Consider the following 19908-nt stretch of genomic DNA (forward strand, 5'->3'; position numbering starts at 1 on the left):
TAGGCTCGACGGGACATGGCACATCTCCTCGGCGCCGAGCGCCTGCACCTCGAATTCCCGACGCGCACCGTCTTCGACGAGGTCACCCTCGGCATCGACGAGGGCGACCGCATCGGCGTCGTCGGCCGCAACGGCGACGGCAAGTCCACACTGCTGAAGCTCCTGGCGGGCCGCCTCGAACCCGACGGCGGACGCGTGACGATGCGCCGCGGCATCCGCATCGGCATGCTCGACCAGGCCGACGTCGTCGACCCGGGCCAGACGGTCGCCGAGGCCGTCGTCGGGGGTATCGACGAGCACGTGTGGGCGGGCGACGCGAAGGTGCGCGACGTGATCGGCGGCCTGCTCGCCGACGTGCCGTGGCAGGCGCAGATCTCGAGCCTCTCGGGCGGCCAGCGCCGTCGCGTGGGGCTCGCGGCCCTGCTCGTGGGCGACTGGGACGTCGTGTTCCTCGACGAGCCCACCAACCACCTCGACGTCGAGGGCATCGCCTGGCTCGCGGGGCACCTGAAGCAGCGTTGGGCCTCGACCCAGGGCGCGCTCGTGGTCGTGACGCACGACCGGTGGTTCCTCGACGAGGTGTGCACCGACACGTGGGAGGTGCACGACGGCATCGTCGAGCCGTTCGAGGGCGGCTATGCGGCGTACATCCTGCAGCGCGTCGAGCGCGACCGCATGGCGGCCGCCTCCGAGGCCAAGCGCCAGAACCTCATGCGGAAGGAGCTCGCTTGGCTGCGTCGCGGCGCTCCTGCGCGCACGTCGAAGCCGAAGTTCCGCATCGACGCGGCGAACGAGCTGATCGAGAACGAGCCCCCCGTGCGCAACCCGATCGAGCTGAACCGGCTCGCGGTCACGCGGCTCGGCAAGGACGTCGTCGACCTCATCGACGTCTCGGTCGAGTATCCGGCGACGGATGCGGCGGGCGAACCGTCGGGTGTCAAGACCGTGCTGCGCGACGTCGAGTGGCGCATCGCGCCCGGCGAGCGCACCGGCATCCTGGGCGTGAACGGCGCGGGCAAGTCGACGCTGCTCGGGCTCGTGACGGGTGCGGTGAAGCCCACCTCCGGCAAGGTCAAGCGCGGCACGACCGTGCGCATCGCGACCCTCAGCCAAGAGCTCGCCGAGCTCACGGAGTGGGCCGACCAGCGCGTCTCGGCGGTCGTCGCCGAGCAGAAGACGAGCTACGAGGTCGGCGGCAAGGAGCTCTCGCCCGGGCAGCTGCTCGAACGCCTCGGCTTCACGAACGCGCAGCTGTCGACGCCCGTGAAGAACCTGTCGGGCGGGCAGAAGCGGCGGCTGCAGCTGCTGCTGATCCTGCTGCAGGAGCCGAACGTGCTCATCCTCGACGAGCCGACGAACGACCTCGACACCGACATGCTCGCGGCCATCGAGGACCTCCTCGACACCTGGCCGGGCACGCTCCTCGTCGTCTCGCACGACCGCTACCTCATCGAGCGCGTGACCGACCGCCAGTTCGCGATCCTCGACGGGCACCTGCGCGACCTGCCACGCGGCGTCGACCAGTACCTCGAGCTGCGCAGGGCGACGGATGCCGCGCGCCGCAGCGATGCGGCCGACTCGCGTCGTGCGGATGCCGCACCGACGGGCGCCGCACCCGGTGCCGAAGCCGCGCCCGCGGCCGCGGCTTCCGCGCCGGCACCCGCGACGCCCGCCCTCGCGGGCGCCGAGCGCCGCACGGCCGAGAAGGAGCTCTCCTCGATCGACCGCAAGCTCGAGAAGCTCCAGTCCGAGATCGCGACCGCCCATGAGAAGCTCGCCCGCCACGACCAGAGCGACTACGTCGGGCTCGGCGCGCTGGGCGACGAACTGCGTGCGCTCGAAGCATCCGTCGTCGACCTCGAAACGCGCTGGCTCGAAGTTTCTGAGACGCTCGAATGAGCGATCGGCGCGGGTCGGTGTGGTCCAGAAGGGTCAGAGCCGTCGGAGCGAGATCGGTCTTCTTCCTCTCCGACCATCGATGGATCCTCCTGAGCCTCGCGGTCGTTCTCGTCGGCGTCGTGAGCGTCTGGGTGGCTCTGCCGTTCGTCGTGAATCTGCTCCTCGCCTTGCTCGCCGTCGTCATGCTCGTCATCGAGTTCCGCGGCTATCTCCGCGCGCGGGGGGAGATCGACTTTCCAGGCCGTCCGTCCGATCAGTTCCGAGACGTCCAGGCCAGCTATTCGACCGATTCCCGTTACGAATTCTGGCGAATGCCGTGCGGTTCATTCGTCTTCGACCGTGATGGCAGCAACGCCGTCCGTCACGGTCTCGTCACTGCCGAGCTCATGGACGAGCCGTACGAGCTCGCACCGGAGTTGAGCGACTTCGGCAGAGTCTTCGAGAAGCGCCGAGCGGCGCGCATCGATTTCTACAATGGCGCGGTGCTCGGTCTCTCGAACGATGTCGATCTCGGTCCGACAGGTGGGGGAGTGGTCCGGCTGACACCGGCGACCTACCGGGACCATCTCTCGAGCGACATCTTCGCGATGCACGACGTTGTGGTCGCAGGTCGACGACGTAGCGAGTTCGGACGTCGACTCTTCGTCGACCGGCGGGCGAGGCTTCGGAGCTTCGAGTCGAGCTGGCTGTTGAATTCCGTCGGCACATCGGCGATCGCCTTGACCACCGATGGCAAGGTCCTGCTCGTCGAGCAGTCGACGAAGAACGAGTCGAGCGGGGGCCTTCTCGCTCCGAGCGGTTCCGGTTCGCTTGAGCCGCAAGACTTCGGCGGTTCTCGAGTACTCGGACTCGCTGAGGTTCTCGCCACGGGCGCGATGAGGGAGCTGCGCGAAGAAGCGGGAATCCTCGAAACGGACATCGTCGGCTACGAATTCCTCGGAATCGGTCGGTGGGTCCAGAAGGCGGCAAAGCCCGAGGCGTTCACTCTCGTCCATCTCGGGATCGACTCCGACACTGCGACCCGTCGTGAAATCCCTGCGGACGATCGGCCCTTCTCCGTGCGGAAGCGCTCAGTCAGGGTTGTCGATCCCGTAGGCGAACCCGACGTCGAACGCGTGGACGAACTGATCGAAGATGAAGCCGTTCGTTCGCGACTCTCCCTGCCTCTTTGGGTCGGCGTCGCGCTGATGCTCCGCTCCGCGAGAGCTGACTAGGGATGCTTGCGCAGTCGAGCGTGACGTGGACGGACGAACTGCGTGCGCTCGAGGCATCCGTCGTCGACCTCGAAACGCGCTGGCTCGAAGTTTCTGAGATTCTCGAGGCATAGCTTCGCAGGTTCTGTGACGCAATACGTCCGCGCAGGCATTCGCGCAAAGAATCTTCGCCTAGCGTAGGAGTGCGCCCGCGTTCGCGGCATCGAAGCCCCCACTGTGACCGACCGTGGCGGAGCCATGCCTGCTCCACAGCCATCAGCATCAGAACGTGCGCGCCGACGTGAAAGGAACCCTCATGGCACTTCGCCGCACCAAGCTCATCGCCGCCCTCGCAGCCGTCCCCCTCGTGCTCGGCCTCGCGTCCTGCGCCTCCGCAGGCGCCGCCGACGAGGCATCCGACGTCGTCAAGATCGGCGTCGTGGGCAAGGCCGACCCGCAGTGGACCGCCTTCGAGAAGGTCGCCGAGAAGGCGGGCATCGACATCGAACTCGTCGACTTCTCCGACTACGCGCAGCCGAACCCCGCCACGACCGAGGGCGAGCTCGACCTCAACCAGTTCCAGCACATCGTGTACCTCGCCGACTACAACGTGTCGGCCGGCGAAGACCTGACGCCCATCGGCTCGACCGCGATCTACCCGCTCGGGCTCTACTCGACGAAGTACGACGACGTCGCCGACATCAAGGAGGGCGAGACCGTCGCCGTTCCCGACGACGCATCGAACCAGGCACGTGCCCTGCTCGTGCTGCAGTCGGCCGGGCTCGTCGAGCTGAAGAGCGGCGGCTCGATCTTCTCCGACCTCGCCGACATCGACGAGGCGAAGTCCAAGGTCAAGGTCACCGCGCTCGAGGCTTCGCTCACGCCGACCTCGCTGCCCGACGTCGCCGCCGCGATCATCAACAACGACTACGTCGCCGACGCCGGTCTCTCGTTCGACGACGCCCTCGCGCAGGACGACCCGAGCGACCCCAACGCCCTGCCCTACGTGAACATCTTCGCCACGCGCGCCGAAGACGCCGACAACGAGACCTACCTCAAGCTCGTCGAGATCTTCCAGACCGACGCCGACGTGCAGGCCGGCCTGCTCGAGGCCTCGGGCAACACCGCGGTGCCGCTCGTGACCCCGGTCGCAGACCTGCAGGACTCGCTCGCCAAGGTCGAGGCCGACACGAAGGCCGCGAAGGGCTGATCATCGACGTCCGCGACAGCGGATCGTCCGCGCGAGCGGGCGGCGGAGACCTCGTCCGGTCCCGTCGCCCGTTTCGTGCGTGCTGGAAGGAGCACCACCCATGGCCCTCGTGAGCCTCACCGACGTCACGAAGTCGTATCCACCCGCCGACCGCGGGGGCGCACCGGTCGTCGCCGTCGATGCCGTCACGCTCGACATCGAACCCGGCGACGTCTACGGCATCATCGGCTACTCGGGCGCCGGCAAGTCCACGCTCGTGCGCCTCATCAACGCGCTCGAGCCCACGACCTCGGGCAGCATCACGTTCGACGGCCGCGAACTCACCCGGATGCCCGAGCGCGAGCTCCGCGGCATCCGTCTCGGCATCGGCATGATCTTCCAGCAGTTCAACCTGTTCTCGTCGAAGACCGTGTGGAAGAACGTCGCCTATCCGCTGACGGTGGCCGGTTGGAGCAAGGCCGAGATCCGCGCGCGCGTCGACGAACTGCTCGAGTTCGTTGGCCTCACCGACAAGGCGAGGAGCTACCCCGAGCAGCTCTCGGGCGGGCAGAAGCAGCGCGTCGGCATCGCGCGCGCCCTGGCCACGTCGCCGCGCCTGCTGCTCGCCGACGAGGCGACGAGCGCCCTCGACCCCGAGACGACGCAGGAGGTGCTCGCGCTCCTGAAGCGCGTGAACCGCGAGTTCGGCATCACGATCGTCGTCATCACCCACGAGATGGACGTCATCCAGTCGATCGCCACGAAGGTCGCGGTGATGGACGGCGGGCGCGTCATCGAGAGCGGCAACGTGTTCGACGTGTTCTCGGCGCCGAAGAATCCCTCGTCGGCGCGGTTCGTCTCGACCGTCGTCAAGGGCATCCCCTCTCCGGCAGAGCTCGCGGTGCTCCGCGAGCGGCACGAGGGCCGCATCGTGACGATCTCCTTCCGCGACGGCGACGCGTCGCAGGCCTCGGTGTTCCTCGACCTGGCTCACGCCGGCCTCGAGTTCGAGCTGGTCTACGGCGGCATCAACGACATCCAGGGGCGGGCGTTCGGGCACCTGACGCTGGCCATCAGGGGGGCGGATGACGCGGTCGACCGCGTGCTCGCCACGATCGGCGCTCGCGCCGAGGTCACGGAGGTGGCGTGATGGATCGCCTGTTCGAACTCGGCAGCGAGTTCTGGGTCGCCGCGGGCGAGACGCTCTACATGGTGGCGCTCACGCTGCTCATCGGCGGGTTCTTCGGCCTGCTGCTCGGCATCGTGCTCTACTCGACGCGGCCGGGCAGCCTGCTCTCGAACCGTCCGGTGTTCAACATCCTGAACGTCGTGATCAACTTCTTCCGGCCGATCCCGTTCATCATCTTCATCGCGGCCGTGCAGCCGTTCGCGCGGTCCGTGATCGGCGTGGGCATCGGCAACGACGCGTTCGTCTTCGCGCTCTCGATCGCATCGTCGTTCGCGATCTCGCGCATCGTCGAGCAGAACCTGCTCACGGTCTCGCCCGGCGTGATCGAGGCCGCACGCGCGATGGGGGCGGGTCCGTACCGGATCCTCCGCACGGTCGTGCTGCCGGAGGCGCTCGGGCCGCTGATCCTCGGCTACACCTTCGTGCTCGTCGCGCTGGTCGACATGACCGCGGTCGCCGGCGCCATCGGCGGCGGCGGCCTCGGCGCCTTCGCGCTGACGTACGGCTACCGGCAGTTCGAACCGGCCATCACATGGGCCGCGGTCATCCTCATCGTCGTCTTCGTGCAGGTCGCCCAGTTCCTCGGCAATGCGCTGGCCCGCAAGGTGCTGCGCCGCTGAGGTCGGCGACCGGGAGCGAGCGGGGCGGATGCCGCGGGCGGCCGCCCGCGGCATCCGCCCACGCCGTCCGCCCCGAAGTGGGGTGGTGATGCGGCGCGGTACCCCCGGGCTTGCCCTACCGGTTTCGGCGCCGATCCGACAGAATGACCGCGATTCGAGAGATTCTCTCAGGTCTGCGTCGATCCACTGCCGTGTCACGCCTGACGGCCCGATCCTCGCGACCCGGTCGGGGTGGAGGTGCCGTGATGTCGCAGAGGGTGCATGGTCGGCGGTCGGCGTCCGTTCGACGGCGGGAGCGGTGGGGGTGGCGAGCAGGGGCTGCCGTCGGCGGCATCTTCGCACTGCTCTCGACGACCCTGATCGCGACCGGCGCATCCGCCGACGACGACGCGACGGCGGCCGGCGGGGCGTCCGCAGGCGCGGAGTGGACCGTGACGGCCGCCGTCGACCCGGCCGGGGCGACGAGCGCGTCGCCCGGTGATCCCCTCACCCACACGCTGTCCCTCTCGACCACGACCGACGCGAGCACCGTTCCGATCGTGGTCGACGACCTGTCGGGGCTGCTCGACGACGCGACCGTCTCGAGCACGACCGAGGAGCTGGCCGCTGCAGGGCTCGTGTTCGACGCGACCGCGAAGACCATCACCTGGACGGCGACCGCGCCGGTGCCGGCGGGCGCTGCGCTGACGACGTCGTTCGCGGTCACGGTCGACGACGACGCGGAGGACGGCGCCACGCTCGCGACGGCGGCGACCGTCGAGGGTGCGGCCGCCTGCGAACCGGACGACGCGTGTGCGACGGCACTGACCGTGACCGCCGCCTCGTCGGATCCCGCGACCGACCCGACGGAAGAACCGACAGCAGAGCCGACGGACGAGCCCGATGCCGCTGCCGGTGACGCCGGAGACGGCGACGGCGCAGCCCGTGACTCCGACGCACCGCAGGCGAAGGCGCTGACCGACGCCACGGCCGATGCAGCGCCGCTCGATGCCGCCGTCGTGCCGCTGGTCGTACCCGGCCCCACGGCGAGCACCTCGGTCATCACCGTCAAGGTCGGCAGTGATCGCACGGGCGTGAGCGGCGTGACGAACCTGGCCGGCGCGACCCTCGCGCTGTTCGACAGCGCGACCGCCACGACCCAGTCGGCCGGAACGGGCAACCCGACGACCTGCGTGTCGGACGCCGACGGCGACTGCTCCTTCGTCATCGCCGACACGCAGACCGGTGGGGCGAACCTGAACCGGCGGTTCTGGGTGCGCCAGATCTCCCCACCCGTTCCGGGCTACTACGCGAACCTCACGCTCGGCGCAGAGAACGCCCAGGGCGGGACCACGTCGCAGACCTACCAGTTCCAGACCGGCACCCAGCTGCAGGCCGGGCAGACGTACGCCTCGAGCAGCAGCTTCATGGTCGGCACGGGCACCGCCGCCAACGTCTCGGGCGGCGTGTGGCAGAACAGCCGCATCAACCCGACCCTGAGCGCCCAGTGCGGTCTCAGCGTCGCCATCGTCGCTGACCTCTCCGGATCGGTCGGCAGCGAGCTGCCGAACCTGAAGGGCGCGGCGAACACCCTGGTCGACGCCCTCACCGGAACCCCGTCGACCGTCTCGCTGTTCACCTTCGCGACGACGTCGCCCGCGGCCGGTGGGACGAACGTCAACCGACCCGGCCTGACCGCGGTGTCGACGACCGCCGGAGCGAGCACGGTCAAGGGTTGGATCAACGGCTGGGTGATCCCGACCGGCACCCAGCAGTACACCAACTGGGATCGGGCGTTCGCCGCGGTCGCCGACGCCACGCAGCACTACGACGTCGTCGTCGTCATCACCGACGGGAACCCGACCGTCTACGGAACGAACACCTCGCCGGTGCAGACCCGCTTCCGCGAGGTCGAGAACGGCATCTTCTCGGCGAACGCCGTGAAGGCCGAGGGCAGCCGGCTGATCGCCATGGGCGTCGGAGCCGGCATCGGCTCGGCATCGGCAGGACTCAACCTGCGCTCCATCTCGGGCACGACCCTCAACTCCGACTACTTCCAGACCGCCGACTACAGCGCAGCCGGGGCCGCGCTCCGGGCGCTGGCGCTCGGCAACTGCCTCGGGACGATCACCGTGGTCAAGCAGGTGCAGCCGCCGGGGACCGCTGCGGGGAGCACCGCCGGCGGCGTGCCGACCGGCGGCTGGACGTTCACCGCGACCGGCTCGACCGGGGTCTCCGTCTCTCCGGGCAGCGGGCAGACCGACACGGCCACGGGCGCGCTGAACTTCGGCCTCACCCTCGCCGGGGGCGTCACGAGCGGGACCGTGACGCTCGGCGAGACCCAGCAGGCGGGGTACACGCTGAACCAGATCGGCGGGAACAACGCCGTCTGCACGCGCGTGGACACCGGTGCGGCGGTCGCCGTCACGAACACCGGGGCGACGTCGTTCTCGGTCCCGGTCGCCGCCGACGTGCCGATCAGCTGCACCGTGTACAACGTCGCCCAGCAGCCGCCCGCCGCGGCGATCGCCGCGAAGCGGTGGATCATCGACGGGGTCGTGTTCGACAACGGCACCCAGCCGCCCGCACTCCAGGCCCTGCTCGCGATGGGCGGGACTGCGCAGGACTGGGGGACCCAGCGCACCGGCCTCACGGCCGGCGACACGCTCGCCGTCTCCGAATCGACGAGCATCGAGTCCTGGTCGCTGTGCACGATCACGTCGAGCCGAGTGACGAGCGTCAACGGCGGCACCGTCGACCTGCCGTTGCCGTACACCGCGACCCTCGTCGCTGGGCTCAATTCGTACGAGATCACGAACACCGCGACCTGTCCGTCCCGGCTCACGCTGACCAAGCAGGTCGTGAACGGGCCGGCCACGGCCGATGCGTGGACGCTGAACGCGACGGCGCCCGGAGGGGCCTTGCCGTTCGCATCCGGGACGAGCGGGGTCACACACCCCGTGACGCCGCTGACGACGTATCCGCTCTCGGAGACGGGAGGCGACCCGCGTTACGTGCAGCAGGTCGGCATCGGCGCGAACGCCATCCCGGGCTCCACCGTCAGCTGGTTCTGCAGTCAGGTCGACCCGGTCACCGGCGTGGTCATCGCGGGCTTCTCCGACGGCCTGAACGGCGGGGTGACGGCACCTCGCGGCTACGCGGTGAACTGCGTCGCCCGCAACCAGTCGGCACCGCTCACGCTCATCAAGCACGTCGTCAACGACGACGGCGGATCGCTCGACGCCTCGGCGTGGAACCTCACGGCGACCCCGACCACGCCTCCGGCCGTGCCGGCCGGCCTGGGGCCCCAGACCGTCGCGGGCTCGGAGACCGGAACGGTCGTCTGGGTGCGGCCCGGCCAGCCGTACAACCTCTCGGAGTCGACCGTCACGGGCTACTCCAATACGGACCTGGAGTGCTACACCACGACGGACGCCACTCCGCGGGTGGTCTCCCAAGTGGTCCTCGCGGTCGGCGAGGCGGGCTTCTGCACGTTCACCAACGATGACGACGCGCCGCACCTGACCCTGGTCAAGCGCGTCCTCGACCAAGCCGGGGGCGACATCACGACGCCCGAGCTGGCCGCTCGCTGGACGCTCACGGCGTCGGGCACCGACGGCTTCTCGGGAGCGGGCAACACGGCCGACGTGACCGATCAGGTCGTCCGCGCGAACACGTCGTACACGCTCTCGGAGTCGACGGTGCCGGGGTACGTCAACGGGACGACGTGGTCGTGCACGGGCGGGACGTTCACCGGTCCCGACACGATCAGCCTGCAACCCGGTGCCGACGCGACCTGCACGATGACGAACACCGTCGCCACGGCCACGTTGACGTTCCAGAAGTCCTGGGTGAACGGCGCCGCCGGCGACTCGGCGGCCCTCGGCATCACGGGGGCGGCCACCGGTTCCGCGACGGCGACGGTGCCTCCCGGCGGATCGGGCGTCTCGGCCGACGACGTGGCGGTCACGGTCAGCACCGGGCAGACCGTCAACCTGGGCGAGGTCCTGTCCGACGCGAACACCGGCTCCTACACGTCGGCGATCTCGTGCAGCCCCGCCGGCGGGTTCACCCCGAACGCAGACGGCCGCGGCGGCACGTACGTGGTGCCCGAGCAGCCGGTGGACGTCACGTGCACGGTCACGAACAGTCGGACCGCGGTCGCGCTCACGCTGACCAAGGACTGGGTCGACGGGGTGTCCCTGAACGACGCCGTGATCGAGATCGACGGGCAGGGGCTGACCGGGAGCGGTTCGGCCGTGGCCACGGTGCCGCCCGGCGGCACCGGCACATCCTCGGAGACCGTGACCGTCATCGCGTACAGCGGCGACACCGCGACGCTGAGCGAGCAGATCGGCGGCCCGAACCCGGACTACACGACGACGCTGACCTGCGACGACGGCACGCTGACCTACACGGCCGGCGAGACCGACGGGTCGCTCGCCCTGCCGAAGACGCTCGACCAGGACATCACCTGCACGTTCCGGAACACCCCGGTCGAGCCGGAGTGGACCCTGGAGAAGTCCTCGGACCCGGCATCGGGCAGCACGGTCCAGCCGGGCGACGTCATCACGTACACGCTCACCGCTACACATGTCGCCGGCACGGCGACGCCCGTGGGCGTGCAGGCGACCGACGACCTCTCGGCGGTGCTGCTCCATGCGACCCTGGTCGAGCCGCTCCCGGCGGGCCTCACGCTCGAGGGCACCACGCTGACCTGGACGATCGGCGATCTGGACTCCACCGCGAGCGTCACGTACAGCGTGACGGTCGCCGCCGACGCCTTCGGCGTCGAACTGGTGAATGTCGCGACGCCGGGAACGGGCGGCGAGTGCACGCTGCCCGCGGACTGCACCACGACGCATCCGACGCCGCACTTCGTGTTGGAGAAGTCCTCGAATCCAGCGTCCGGTGCGACCGTGCTGCCGGGTGACATCGTCACGTACACGTTGACGGCGACGAACGACTCCGACGGCGTCCTCTCGGGCGCGGTCGTCACCGATGACCTGTCGGATGTGCTCGACGATGCGACGATCGGCACGATCGGGTCCGGCGGGTCGCTCACCGGGACGACGCTGACCTGGGCCGTCCCGACGCTCCAGCCGGGAGGCGCGGCGACGCTCTCGTACACCGTGACGGTGAACGCCGACGCGATCGGCGTCACGCTCGTGAACGTCGCGACACCGGGAACGGGGGGCGAGTGCACGCTGCCCGCGGACTGCACCACGACGCACCCGACGCCGCACTTCGTGCTCGAGAAGACCTCCGATCCGGCGTCCGGTACGATCGTGCTGCCGGGTGACACCGTCACGTACACGTTGACGGCGACGAACGACTCCGATGGCGTCCTCTCGGGCGCGGTCGTCATCGACGACCTGTCGGATGTGCTCGACGATGCGACGATCGGCACGATCGGGTCCGGCGGGTCGCTCTCCGGGACGACGCTGACGTGGGCCGTCCCGACGCTCCAGCCGGGAGACGTGGCGACGCTCTCGTACACCGTGACGGTGAACGCCGACGCGATCGGCGTCACGCTCGTGAACGTCGCGACGCCGGGAACGGGCGGCGAGTGCACGCTGCCCGCGGACTGCACCACGACGCACCCCACCCCGTCGTGGGTGCTCGCGAAGACCGCGGATCCCGTGACCGGAAGCGCCGTCGACGTGGGGTCGGCGATCACCTACACGCTGACCGCCACGAACCGGTCGTCGGCACCGGTCTCCGGGGCGACCGCGGTCGACACGCTCCCGACCGGGGTGACCCTGGTCGAGCCGCTCGACCCCGGCCTGACGCCCGGCCCGGACGGCACCCTCACGTGGGCGATCCCCGACATCGCGGTCGGAGGTGCGGTGACCGTGACCTATCAGGTGACGGTCGACGCCTCGGCGGCCGGGACGACGCTGACGAACGTCGTCGTGCCGGGCACGCCCGACGGCATCTGCATCGCCGACGAGGACTGCACGACGACCCATGACGTGACGCAGCTGATCGTCGACGTCGCCGACGACTGCCGACTGGATGCCGCGTACCTCACGTACTCGATCAGCTCGAAGAACGTGCCGGATGCCGAGAACCTGCCCGTGACCGTCACCTGGCGCACGGCGACCGGTACGGTCGTCCGCGTCGACACGATCCCGGCAGGGCAGCTCACCGGCGAACTCCTCTGGCCCGGGATGGTACTGAACGGCGACGACGTCGCGATCGGCTGGCCGGGCTGGCGCGCGCTCGCACCGTCGGACTTCCCGCTGGCGCCAGGGGCGGAGATCTACGGGACGCAGATCCGCGACACGAGTCTCGCGTCGGAGGCCTATCGGAACGCGATGACGGTGACCTTCGAGATGAACCCGCAGGCGGTCGCCACCGTCGACTACCCGGCGGTGACACCCGCCGGGTGCGCGGTCCCGCGCGACCCCGACCTCCACGTGGTGAAGACGGCCGACCGCTCCACGATCAAGCCGGGTGAGACGTTCTCGTACGCGATCGACGTCCGCAACGACTCGACCCTCGGCGTCGCGTATCCCGTGACGCTCTCCGACCCGATCCCCTCGCAGTTGAAGGTGACCGCCATCGACACGGCCGAGTCGGGCTTCCCGCACTGGCAGGACTGCGCGATCGTCGGTTCCGACGCCGACGGCTACGGCGGCACCCTGACCTGCGACCTCTCGGCCGCACTCGGCGTCTCCTCGTCGGCCCCGCCGATCACCCTCTCGGTGCTCGTCGCCGCCGGCGCGTCGGGCGAGATCACGAACACCGCGACCGCGTGCTGGATGAATCCGTCCGACGCGTCCGCGGGCGAGCGGTGCGCCGAGGGGAGCGCGTCGGTCACGGCGGGGGCGATCCCCGTCACCGGCGTCGAGTCCGCTCGGCTCGGCTGGCTCGCCGTCGTGATGCTGCTCGGCGGTGCGCTGCTGCTGACGGCCGGGACGATCCGGCGCCGCCGACTCCGCCGGGCCGAGTAGCGTCGGCGATCGGTCCGGGCTGAGGCTCGGAGCGAGGAGCCGGCCCCGTGCACGAGCGGGGCGGATGCCGCGGGCGGCCGCCCGTGACATCCGCCCCGTCGTCGTTCAGCCGCCGACCGACGACAGCTCGTTCGGCACGCGAGGCAGGACCGCGGTCGCCGTGACGGTGCCCGTGTCGAGATCGACCACGTGGACCGAGGATGCGGCCGGGTCGGTCACGTAGGCGCGATGGCCGTGCACCTCGATCGCGGGTCTCGGCTGCTGCCACTCGGTCGGCTCGGTCCACGCCTCGACGACCTCGATCCGCTCGAGCGTCTCGCCCGAGTCGGGGTCGAGCACGTGGATCGCGCCGTCCGTGCCGAGCACGAGCGCCTCGCCGAGCGGCCCGCGCGCGAGCGAGCGGAAGCTGTAGCTCGTGCCCAGGTCGACCAGCCGGATCGTCGCCGACCCGGTGTCGATGAGGCTCACGCGCGTGGGCCGCTCGAGGTCCGCGTCGGGGTCGACCTTGTAGTCGCCCAGCACGACGGGCGACGCGGCACTGCCCGCCGGGTTTCCGATGCGGCCGTACGGATCGGCGGACCGCGCCTTGGAGAACGCGCCGCCGCTCCAGACGATCGCGCCGTCCTCGCATCCGAGCATTACGGTACCGGCGGCGGCGACGGCGGCGCCGTGCACGCCGGGGCAGGCGTCGGTGCGGGCGAGTTCGGAGCCCTCGGCGTCGAGCACCGCGGCGCCGGAGCGAGACGTCTCGTCGCCGACGGTCGTCAGCAGGGCGCCGTCCGCGAGCGGCACGACCACGCCGTGGTGGGCGGACTCGCTCTCGTGCACGACGAGGTCGACGTCCGAGAGATCGCGGGCGTTGCGCAGGTCGTCGCCCGCGTAGAGCTGCGCCTCGCCCGTGCCGTCGGCGAAGAGCGCGGTCGTGTCGGCGTTCGTCGTCACGTGCCCGGGATGCGACGCCGGGAAGGCCAGATCGGTGAGCTCGGGCGCCACCGCGTAGTAGTGGTCGTGGTCGCCGTGCGCCTCGACGCGCACCCCGGTGTCGAGCACCCGGAAGGCGTCGTCGGTCGAGACGAGCACGCGTCGGCCGTCGCCGGCCGGGTTCACCCGGAGGAAGCCCGCGAGCGGGATGTCGTCGACGACCTCGAGCGAGTCGCCCTCGAGCACGAGCACGCCGCCGTCGTAGGTCGCCACGATCCGCGGGGCGGCGACCTCGGCCTCGGCGGCGTCGGGCGTCGTTCGGTCGGATGCCTCGGCGGGGCCCTCGCGTGTGCCGGGCGAGGCGCAGGCCGCCAGTGCGACGACGACGAGGAGGGCGGGGGCGATGGACAGGAGGCGGCCTCTGGGCGGCCTTCGATCGGTGATCATGCCGGGAACGCTATCGTTAATGAAAATCATTATCAATTTACGAACCGGGCAGGACGAACCGAGCGGATGTCCCGACGGTCGTCCGCGAATCCGCTCGTCGTCGTCGGCGCGCCGCTGCCTCGGCCGGTGCGCCGACCCCTCAGTCGAAGCCGAGGCTCAGCTTGCGCAGCAGGCCCGCGAGTCGCTTCTGCTCGCCCGCCGGGAGCCCCGAGAGCAGCTCGGCCTCGGCGTCGACGAGTCGCGTGATGGCCGCATCGACCCTGGCGAGTCCGGCGGGGCTCATCTCGACGAGGATGCCGCGGCCGTCGTTCGGATCGGTCTGACGGCTCACGAGGCCGCGCTCGGCCAGCCGGTCGATGCGGTTCGTCATCGTGCCGCTCGAGACGAGCGTCTGCTGCAGCAGCTGCTTGGGGGAGAGCCGGAACGGGGCGCCGGCACGCCGCAGCGCAGAGAGCACGTCGAACTCGCTCGCCTCGAGCTCGGAACGCGCGAACGCCTGGCGCCTGGCGCGGTCGAGGTGCTTCGAGAGGCGGGCCACGCGCGAGAGCACCTGCAGCGGTGCGAAGTCGAGGTCGGGGCGCTCGCGCTCCCAGTCCTCGACGATGCGATCGACCTCGTCGGCATGCGTCATCCGACCAGTATCCCGCGGCCCGGGGAACTGCGCGCGCCGCGCGGCGAACGTCGGCGGCGACGCACCGAACACCGCGGTCGGTCTGGCAGACTGGAGGGCGCTCGTGCGCAAGCCGCGCGGGTGGTCCGCCATAGTGTAACGGCAGCACGACAGCCTTTGGAGCTGTTCGGTCCAGGTTCGAATCCTGGTGGCGGAGCATGGACCAGAGCCTCGCCATCATCGTGCTCGCCGCAGGCCAGGGCACGCGAATGAAGTCCGCGACCCCGAAGCTGCTGCACCCGCTCGCGGGCGCCCCCGTCGTCGGACACGTGCTCGCCACGGCGCGTGCACTCGACGCCGCGCATGTCGTCGCCGTCGTGCGCCACGAGCGAGACCTCGTCGCCGCAGCCGTCGAGGCCGAGCTGCCCGGCGTGCTCATCGTCGACCAGGACGAGATGCCCGGCACCGGTCGCGCGGTCGAGCAGGCGCTCGACGCGCTCCCCGCCGACTTCGACGGCGAGGTGCTCGTGCTCAACGGCGACGTGCCGCTGCTGAACGCAGACACGCTCGCCGGATTCCTCGAGCTGCACCGCGCGCGTTCCGCCGCGGCATCCGTCATGTCCGCGCTCTACGACGACCCGACCGGGTACGGCCGCATCGTGCGCGACAACGCCGGCCAGTTCGACCGCATCGTCGAGCAGAAGGACGCGAACGACGCCGAGCGCGGCATCGGCGAGATCAACGCGGGCATCTACGCGTTCGGCGCGGCGGCACTGCGCGACCAGCTCGCGAACCTCACGACCGACAACGCACAGGGCGAGAAGTACCTCACCGACGTGATCCAGCTGCTGCGCGCGGCGGGCTCCGAGGTCGAGGCCGTGCCCGTGTCCGAGCCGTGGCTCGTCGCCGGCATCAACGACCGTGCCCAGCTCTCCGAGACCGCTGCGCGCCTGAACGCGCTCATCATCCGCGGCTGGCAGTTGAACGGCGTCACGATCGAAGACCCGACCACCACGTGGATCGACCTCACCGTGCGCATCGCGCAGGACGTGACGATCCGCCCCGGTACGCAGCTCAAGGGCGCGACGCTCATCGAGACCGGCGCCGTCGTCGGCCCCGACACGACGCTCACCGACTGCGAGGTCGGCGTGAACGCCGACGTGCGTCGCACCGACGCCACCCTCGCCGTCATCGGCGCGGGTGCCACGGTCGGGCCGTTCTCGTTCCTGCGCCCCGGCACCGTGCTCGGTGCCGACGGCAAGATCGGCGCGTTCGTCGAGACCAAGAACGCCAGCATCGGCACGGGCAGCAAGGTTCCGCACCTGTCCTACGTCGGCGACGCCACGATCGGCGAGCACTCCAACATCGGTGCGGGCTCGATCTTCGCCAACTACGACGGCGTGCGCAAGCACCACTCCGACATCGGATCGCACGTGCGCACCGGGTCTCACGGGGTGTTCGTCGCGCCCGTTAGGATTGGTGACGGCGCCTACACGGCCGCCGGAACCGTCGTCCGAAAAGACGTCCCTTCCGGTGCGCTCGCCGTGAACGTGGCACCGCAACGCAACATCGAGGAGTGGGTCCAGAAGCACCGGGCCGGTACCGCGGCGGCCGACGCCGCCGCCGCCGCCGAGGCATCCGGTTCCGACGCCGACTGAACACGCCGCGCCCAGCGCAGGTGGAGAGGACACACCACATGTCGGGAATCGAAACCACCGGATCGAAGCGGCTCGTGCTGGTTTCGGGGCGTGCGCACCCCGAGCTCGCCGAGGAGATCGCACGTGAGCTCGGCTCGGAGCTCGTGCCGACCGACGCGCGCACCTTCGCCAACGGCGAGATCTACGCGCGATTCGACGAGAGCGTGCGCGGCTCCGATGCGTTCGTCATCCAGTCGCACACCGCGCCGATCAACGAGTGGCTCATGGAGCAGCTCATCATGCTCGACGCCCTCAAGCGAGCCTCCGCCAAGCGCGTCACCGTCGTCGCGCCGTTCTACCCGTACGCGCGCCAAGACAAGAAGGGCCGTGGCCGCGAGCCGATCTCGGCGCGCCTCGTCGCCGACCTGTTCAAGGCCGCGGGCGCCGACCGCATCATGTCGATCGACCTGCACGCCGCGCAGATCCAGGGCTTCTTCGACGGTCCCGTCGACCACCTCTTCGCCATGCCCGTGCTGCTCGAGGAGTTCAAGAACTCGCTCGACCCGTCGACCCTCACGGTCGTCTCGCCCGACATGGGCCGCGTGCGCGTCGCCGACATCTGGAGCGACAAGCTCGGCGTCCCCCTCGCGATCATCCACAAGCGCCGCGACCCGCTCGTGCCGAACCAGGTCTCGGTGCACGAGATCGTCGGCGACGTGAAGGGCCGCGTCTGCCTGCTCGTCGACGACCTGATCGACACCGGACGCACGATCGTGAAGGCCGCAGAAGCGCTCAAGGACGCCGGCGCCATCGGCGTCGTGGTCGCGGCGACGCACGCGGTGTTCTCGCCGCCCGCCACCGAGATCCTGCAGTCCGACTTCATCGACCGCGTCGTCGTCACCGACACGCTGCCCGTGCCCGAAGACAAGCGCTGGGACCGCCTCACGGTGCTGCCCATCGCCCCGCTGCTCGCTCGCGCCATCCACGAGGTCTTCGAAGACGGCTCCGTCACGAGCATGTTCGACGGGGCCGCGTAAGCCCCGATGAGCATCACGACTCCCCGGCCGTGGCTCGCGAGCTACGCCGACGGCGTTCCCGACGACCTCGAGCTGCCAGAGGGCTCCCTGTACGACCTGCTCGCGACCTCGGTCGCCGAGCACCCGGCGAGCGTCGCGCTCGAGTTCTTCGGCCGTGAGACCACCTACGCCGAACTCGGCGAGCAGGTCGAGCGCGCCGCCGAGGGGCTGCGCCTGCTGGGCGTGCAGAAGGGCGACACGGTCGCCATCGTGCTGCCGAACTGCCCCCAGCACATCGTCGCCTTCTACGCGGTGCTGCGCCTCGGCGCGATCGTCATCGAGCACAACCCGCTCTACACGCCGCGCGAGCTCCGCCACCAGTTCGAAGACCATGGGGCCCGCTTCGCGATCGCGTGGGACAACGTGGTCGACAGCATCCGCGAGTTCCCGGTCGACCTCGGCGTGAAGCACGTCATCTCGGTCGACGTCACGCGTGCCATGCCGTTCCTCACGCGCGCGGCCCTCAGACTGCCGATCGCCAAGGCCCGCGAGTCGCGCGCGGCGCTCACCTCGGGCGCCAAGGGCACCTCGACGTGGTCGGACCTCGTCGAGGCCGAGCGCATCGACGCGCACGTCGTCGCGCCCGAGGCATCCGACGTCGCGCTCATCCAGTACACGAGCGGCACCACCGGGTCGCCGAAGGGTGCGACGCTCACGCACCTGAACCTGCTCGCGAACGCGGCGCAGTCGCGCGCGTGGGTGCCGACCATCGAGCGCGGCAACTGCGTCGTCTACGCCGTGCTGCCGATGTTCCACGCCTACGGCCTGACGCTCTGCCTCACGTTCGCGATGAGCATGGGCGCACGCCTCGTGCTGTTCCCGAAGTTCGATCCCGACCTCGTGCTGCCGGTCATCAAGAAGCGGCCGCCGACCTTCCTGCCCGCGGTGCCGCCGATCTACGACCGGCTGACCAAGGCCGCGGCGGCCAAGGGCGTCTCGCTCGAGGGCATCCAGATCGCGATCTCGGGTGCCATGGCGCTGACGCCCGCGGTCGTCGAGCCTTGGGAGGCCGCGACCGGCGGGGTGCTCGTCGAGGGCTACGGGCTCTCCGAGTGCTCGCCCGTGATCTCGGCCAACCCGGTCGCCGCCAACCGCAAGGAGGGCACCATCGGCCTGCCGCTGCCCTCGACCGAGTGCCGCGTCGTCGACCCCGAGAACCCGACGGCCGACGTGCCGCCCGGCGGCGAGGGCGAGCTGCTCGTGCGCGGTCCGCAGGTGTTCCAGGGGTACTGGAAGAAGCCGGTCGAGACCGAGGCCGTCTTCGTCGCCGACCCCGACGGCGGTGCGCCCTGGTTCCGCACGGGCGACATCGTCGCGATCGACGACGAGGGCTTCGTGCGTGTCGTCGACCGCATCAAGGAGCTCATCATTACGGGCGGCTTCAACGTCGCACCCACCGAGGTCGAAGAGGCCCTGCGCACCTATCCCGGCATCGACGACGTCGCCGTGGTCGGGCTGCCCGACCCGCACTCGGGCGAGCAGGTCGTCGCAGCGGTCGTGCTCGCCGACGGCCAGCGCCTCGACGAGGCCGCGATCCGCGAGTTCGCGCGTGAGCGACTCACGCCGTACAAGGTGCCCAAGCGCGTCGTCGAGCTCGACGAGCTGCCGCGGTCGCTCATCGGCAAGGTCCTGCGCCGCGAGGTGCGCAACCGGCTCCTGGCCGGCTGACCCGGTTCGCCCGCATGTCCTTCCTGTCTCCGGATGCCGCCGCCGCCCTCGCGGCGCTGGCGGCCATGCAGGCGGGTGAGGGCGATCCCGCGCCGCTGGACCGGCTGCGCGGCATCCGCTCGCTCGTGACCGCGCTCGAGGCCGACGAGGCCGCGCTCGACGCCGCCCGCGAGGCGGTCGCCGATGGTGCCACCTGGGATGACGTGGCGGATGCCGCCGGTCTCAGCCCCTCTGCTGCGAAGTACCGGTGGGCCGGCGACGATCGCGCGATCGCCGACCGCCAGGAGGCGAGCCGGCAGCGCAAGCGCGAACGCCCGTCGAGCGTGCCCACCGACCTGCCGGGCGAGAGCGTGTCCGAGGCTGCGAGGCGGTTGGGCGTCACCCCGAACGCCGTCTACCAGCGCGTGAACCGCGGACTCGTCGAGGCGCGCACCATCACGCTGCCCGACGGCCGCTCGTACAAGCGGGTGTTCTTCGAGGCCGCAGCCGACACCGCCGACGGCGACTAGCAGCGCACACCG

12 protein-coding genes and 1 tRNA gene are annotated in these 19908 nt (G+C 70.4%); 11 read left to right on the top strand and 2 right to left on the bottom strand.

Annotated elements, in window-relative coordinates; translation table 11 throughout:
- The first annotated feature begins 15 nt into the window (after positions 1 to 15).
- The 6 genes from BM342_RS07805 to BM342_RS07830 all read left to right on the top strand — a co-directional run bounded on the left by BM342_RS07805 (position 16) and on the right by BM342_RS07830 (position 13028).
- A complete protein-coding gene (locus BM342_RS07805; protein ID WP_092964838.1) occupies positions 16 to 1899 on the top strand; it encodes an ABC-F family ATP-binding cassette domain-containing protein in 1884 nt (627 codons plus the stop codon).
- On the top strand, positions 1896 to 3113 hold the full coding sequence (locus tag BM342_RS07810; RefSeq protein WP_092964839.1) for an NUDIX domain-containing protein: 1218 nt from the start codon (positions 1896 to 1898) through the stop codon (positions 3111 to 3113). Before BM342_RS07805 ends, BM342_RS07810 begins: the two co-directional genes overlap by 4 nt.
- A 295-nt stretch (positions 3114 to 3408) precedes the next feature.
- Positions 3409 to 4302, top strand: coding sequence for a MetQ/NlpA family ABC transporter substrate-binding protein (locus tag BM342_RS07815; RefSeq protein ID WP_092964840.1), 894 nt, complete (start codon positions 3409 to 3411; stop codon positions 4300 to 4302).
- Between the two features lie 100 nt (positions 4303 to 4402).
- Positions 4403 to 5431 carry a methionine ABC transporter ATP-binding protein gene (locus BM342_RS07820; protein WP_092964841.1) on the top strand — a complete coding sequence of 343 codons (1029 nt, stop codon included), beginning with the start codon at positions 4403 to 4405 and terminating at the stop codon, positions 5429 to 5431.
- Complete coding sequence (locus tag BM342_RS07825; protein WP_092964842.1) at positions 5431 to 6090, top strand: methionine ABC transporter permease; 660 nt, start codon at positions 5431 to 5433, stop codon at positions 6088 to 6090. Before BM342_RS07820 ends, BM342_RS07825 begins: the two co-directional genes overlap by 1 nt.
- 245 nt (positions 6091 to 6335) lie before the next feature.
- Positions 6336 to 13028 (top strand): DUF7927 domain-containing protein, encoded by a 6693-nt coding sequence (locus BM342_RS07830; RefSeq protein WP_143109789.1) that lies wholly within the window; start codon positions 6336 to 6338, stop codon positions 13026 to 13028.
- A gap of 105 nt (positions 13029 to 13133) precedes the next feature.
- On the opposite strand, the gene aztD is transcribed toward BM342_RS07830, so the two are convergent.
- Positions 13134 to 14396: a zinc metallochaperone AztD gene (gene aztD, locus BM342_RS07835; protein ID WP_092964844.1), complete on the bottom strand. Its 1263-nt coding sequence runs from the start codon at positions 14394 to 14396 to the stop codon at positions 13134 to 13136.
- Between the two features lie 139 nt (positions 14397 to 14535).
- A complete protein-coding gene (locus tag BM342_RS07840) occupies positions 14536 to 15027 on the bottom strand; it encodes a MarR family winged helix-turn-helix transcriptional regulator (RefSeq protein WP_092964845.1) in 492 nt (163 codons plus the stop codon).
- Between the two features lie 124 nt (positions 15028 to 15151).
- On the opposite strand from BM342_RS07840, the gene BM342_RS07845 reads away from it, so the two are divergent.
- The 5 genes from BM342_RS07845 to BM342_RS19855 all read left to right on the top strand — a co-directional run bounded on the left by BM342_RS07845 (position 15152) and on the right by BM342_RS19855 (position 19896).
- Positions 15152 to 15223, top strand: a tRNA-Gln gene (locus BM342_RS07845).
- A gap of 1 nt (position 15224) precedes the next feature.
- On the top strand, positions 15225 to 16664 hold the full coding sequence (glmU, locus tag BM342_RS07850) for a bifunctional UDP-N-acetylglucosamine diphosphorylase/glucosamine-1-phosphate N-acetyltransferase GlmU (protein ID WP_092964846.1): 1440 nt from the start codon (positions 15225 to 15227) through the stop codon (positions 16662 to 16664).
- 38 nt (positions 16665 to 16702) lie between these two features.
- Entirely contained in the window at positions 16703 to 17680 is a 978-nt protein-coding gene (locus BM342_RS07855; RefSeq protein ID WP_092964847.1) for a ribose-phosphate diphosphokinase, read from the top strand.
- 6 nt (positions 17681 to 17686) lie between these two features.
- Positions 17687 to 19387, top strand: a complete 1701-nt coding sequence (locus BM342_RS07860) for a long-chain-fatty-acid--CoA ligase (protein ID WP_092964848.1) — start codon at positions 17687 to 17689, stop codon at positions 19385 to 19387.
- Between the two features lie 14 nt (positions 19388 to 19401).
- Positions 19402 to 19896 carry a hypothetical protein gene (locus tag BM342_RS19855; protein WP_092964849.1) on the top strand — a complete coding sequence of 165 codons (495 nt, stop codon included), beginning with the start codon at positions 19402 to 19404 and terminating at the stop codon, positions 19894 to 19896.
- Positions 19897 to 19908 lie beyond the last annotated feature (12 nt).

Source organism: Agromyces sp. CF514 (assembly GCF_900113185.1).
Lineage (GTDB): Bacteria > Actinomycetota > Actinomycetes > Actinomycetales > Microbacteriaceae > Agromyces.

Excerpts from the sequence above, each read along its gene's own strand:
- aztD (WP_092964844.1), bottom strand. The coding sequence starts at position 14,396 with ATGATCACCGATCGAAGGCCGCCCAGAGGCCGCCTCCTGTCCATCGCC.
- BM342_RS07840 (WP_092964845.1), bottom strand. The coding sequence starts at position 15,027 with ATGACGCATGCCGACGAGGTCGATCGCATCGTCGAGGACTGGGAGCGC.
- BM342_RS07860 (WP_092964848.1), top strand. The coding sequence starts at position 17,687 with ATGAGCATCACGACTCCCCGGCCGTGGCTCGCGAGCTACGCCGACGGC.
- BM342_RS07805 (WP_092964838.1), top strand. The coding sequence starts at position 16 with ATGGCACATCTCCTCGGCGCCGAGCGCCTGCACCTCGAATTCCCGACG.
- BM342_RS07855 (WP_092964847.1), top strand. The coding sequence starts at position 16,703 with ATGTCGGGAATCGAAACCACCGGATCGAAGCGGCTCGTGCTGGTTTCG.
- BM342_RS07830 (WP_143109789.1), top strand. The coding sequence starts at position 6,336 with ATGTCGCAGAGGGTGCATGGTCGGCGGTCGGCGTCCGTTCGACGGCGG.
- BM342_RS07820 (WP_092964841.1), top strand. The coding sequence starts at position 4,403 with ATGGCCCTCGTGAGCCTCACCGACGTCACGAAGTCGTATCCACCCGCC.
- BM342_RS07825 (WP_092964842.1), top strand. The coding sequence starts at position 5,431 with ATGGATCGCCTGTTCGAACTCGGCAGCGAGTTCTGGGTCGCCGCGGGC.
- BM342_RS07810 (WP_092964839.1), top strand. The coding sequence starts at position 1,896 with ATGAGCGATCGGCGCGGGTCGGTGTGGTCCAGAAGGGTCAGAGCCGTC.
- BM342_RS07815 (WP_092964840.1), top strand. The coding sequence starts at position 3,409 with ATGGCACTTCGCCGCACCAAGCTCATCGCCGCCCTCGCAGCCGTCCCC.
- BM342_RS19855 (WP_092964849.1), top strand. The coding sequence starts at position 19,402 with ATGTCCTTCCTGTCTCCGGATGCCGCCGCCGCCCTCGCGGCGCTGGCG.
- glmU (WP_092964846.1), top strand. The coding sequence starts at position 15,225 with ATGGACCAGAGCCTCGCCATCATCGTGCTCGCCGCAGGCCAGGGCACG.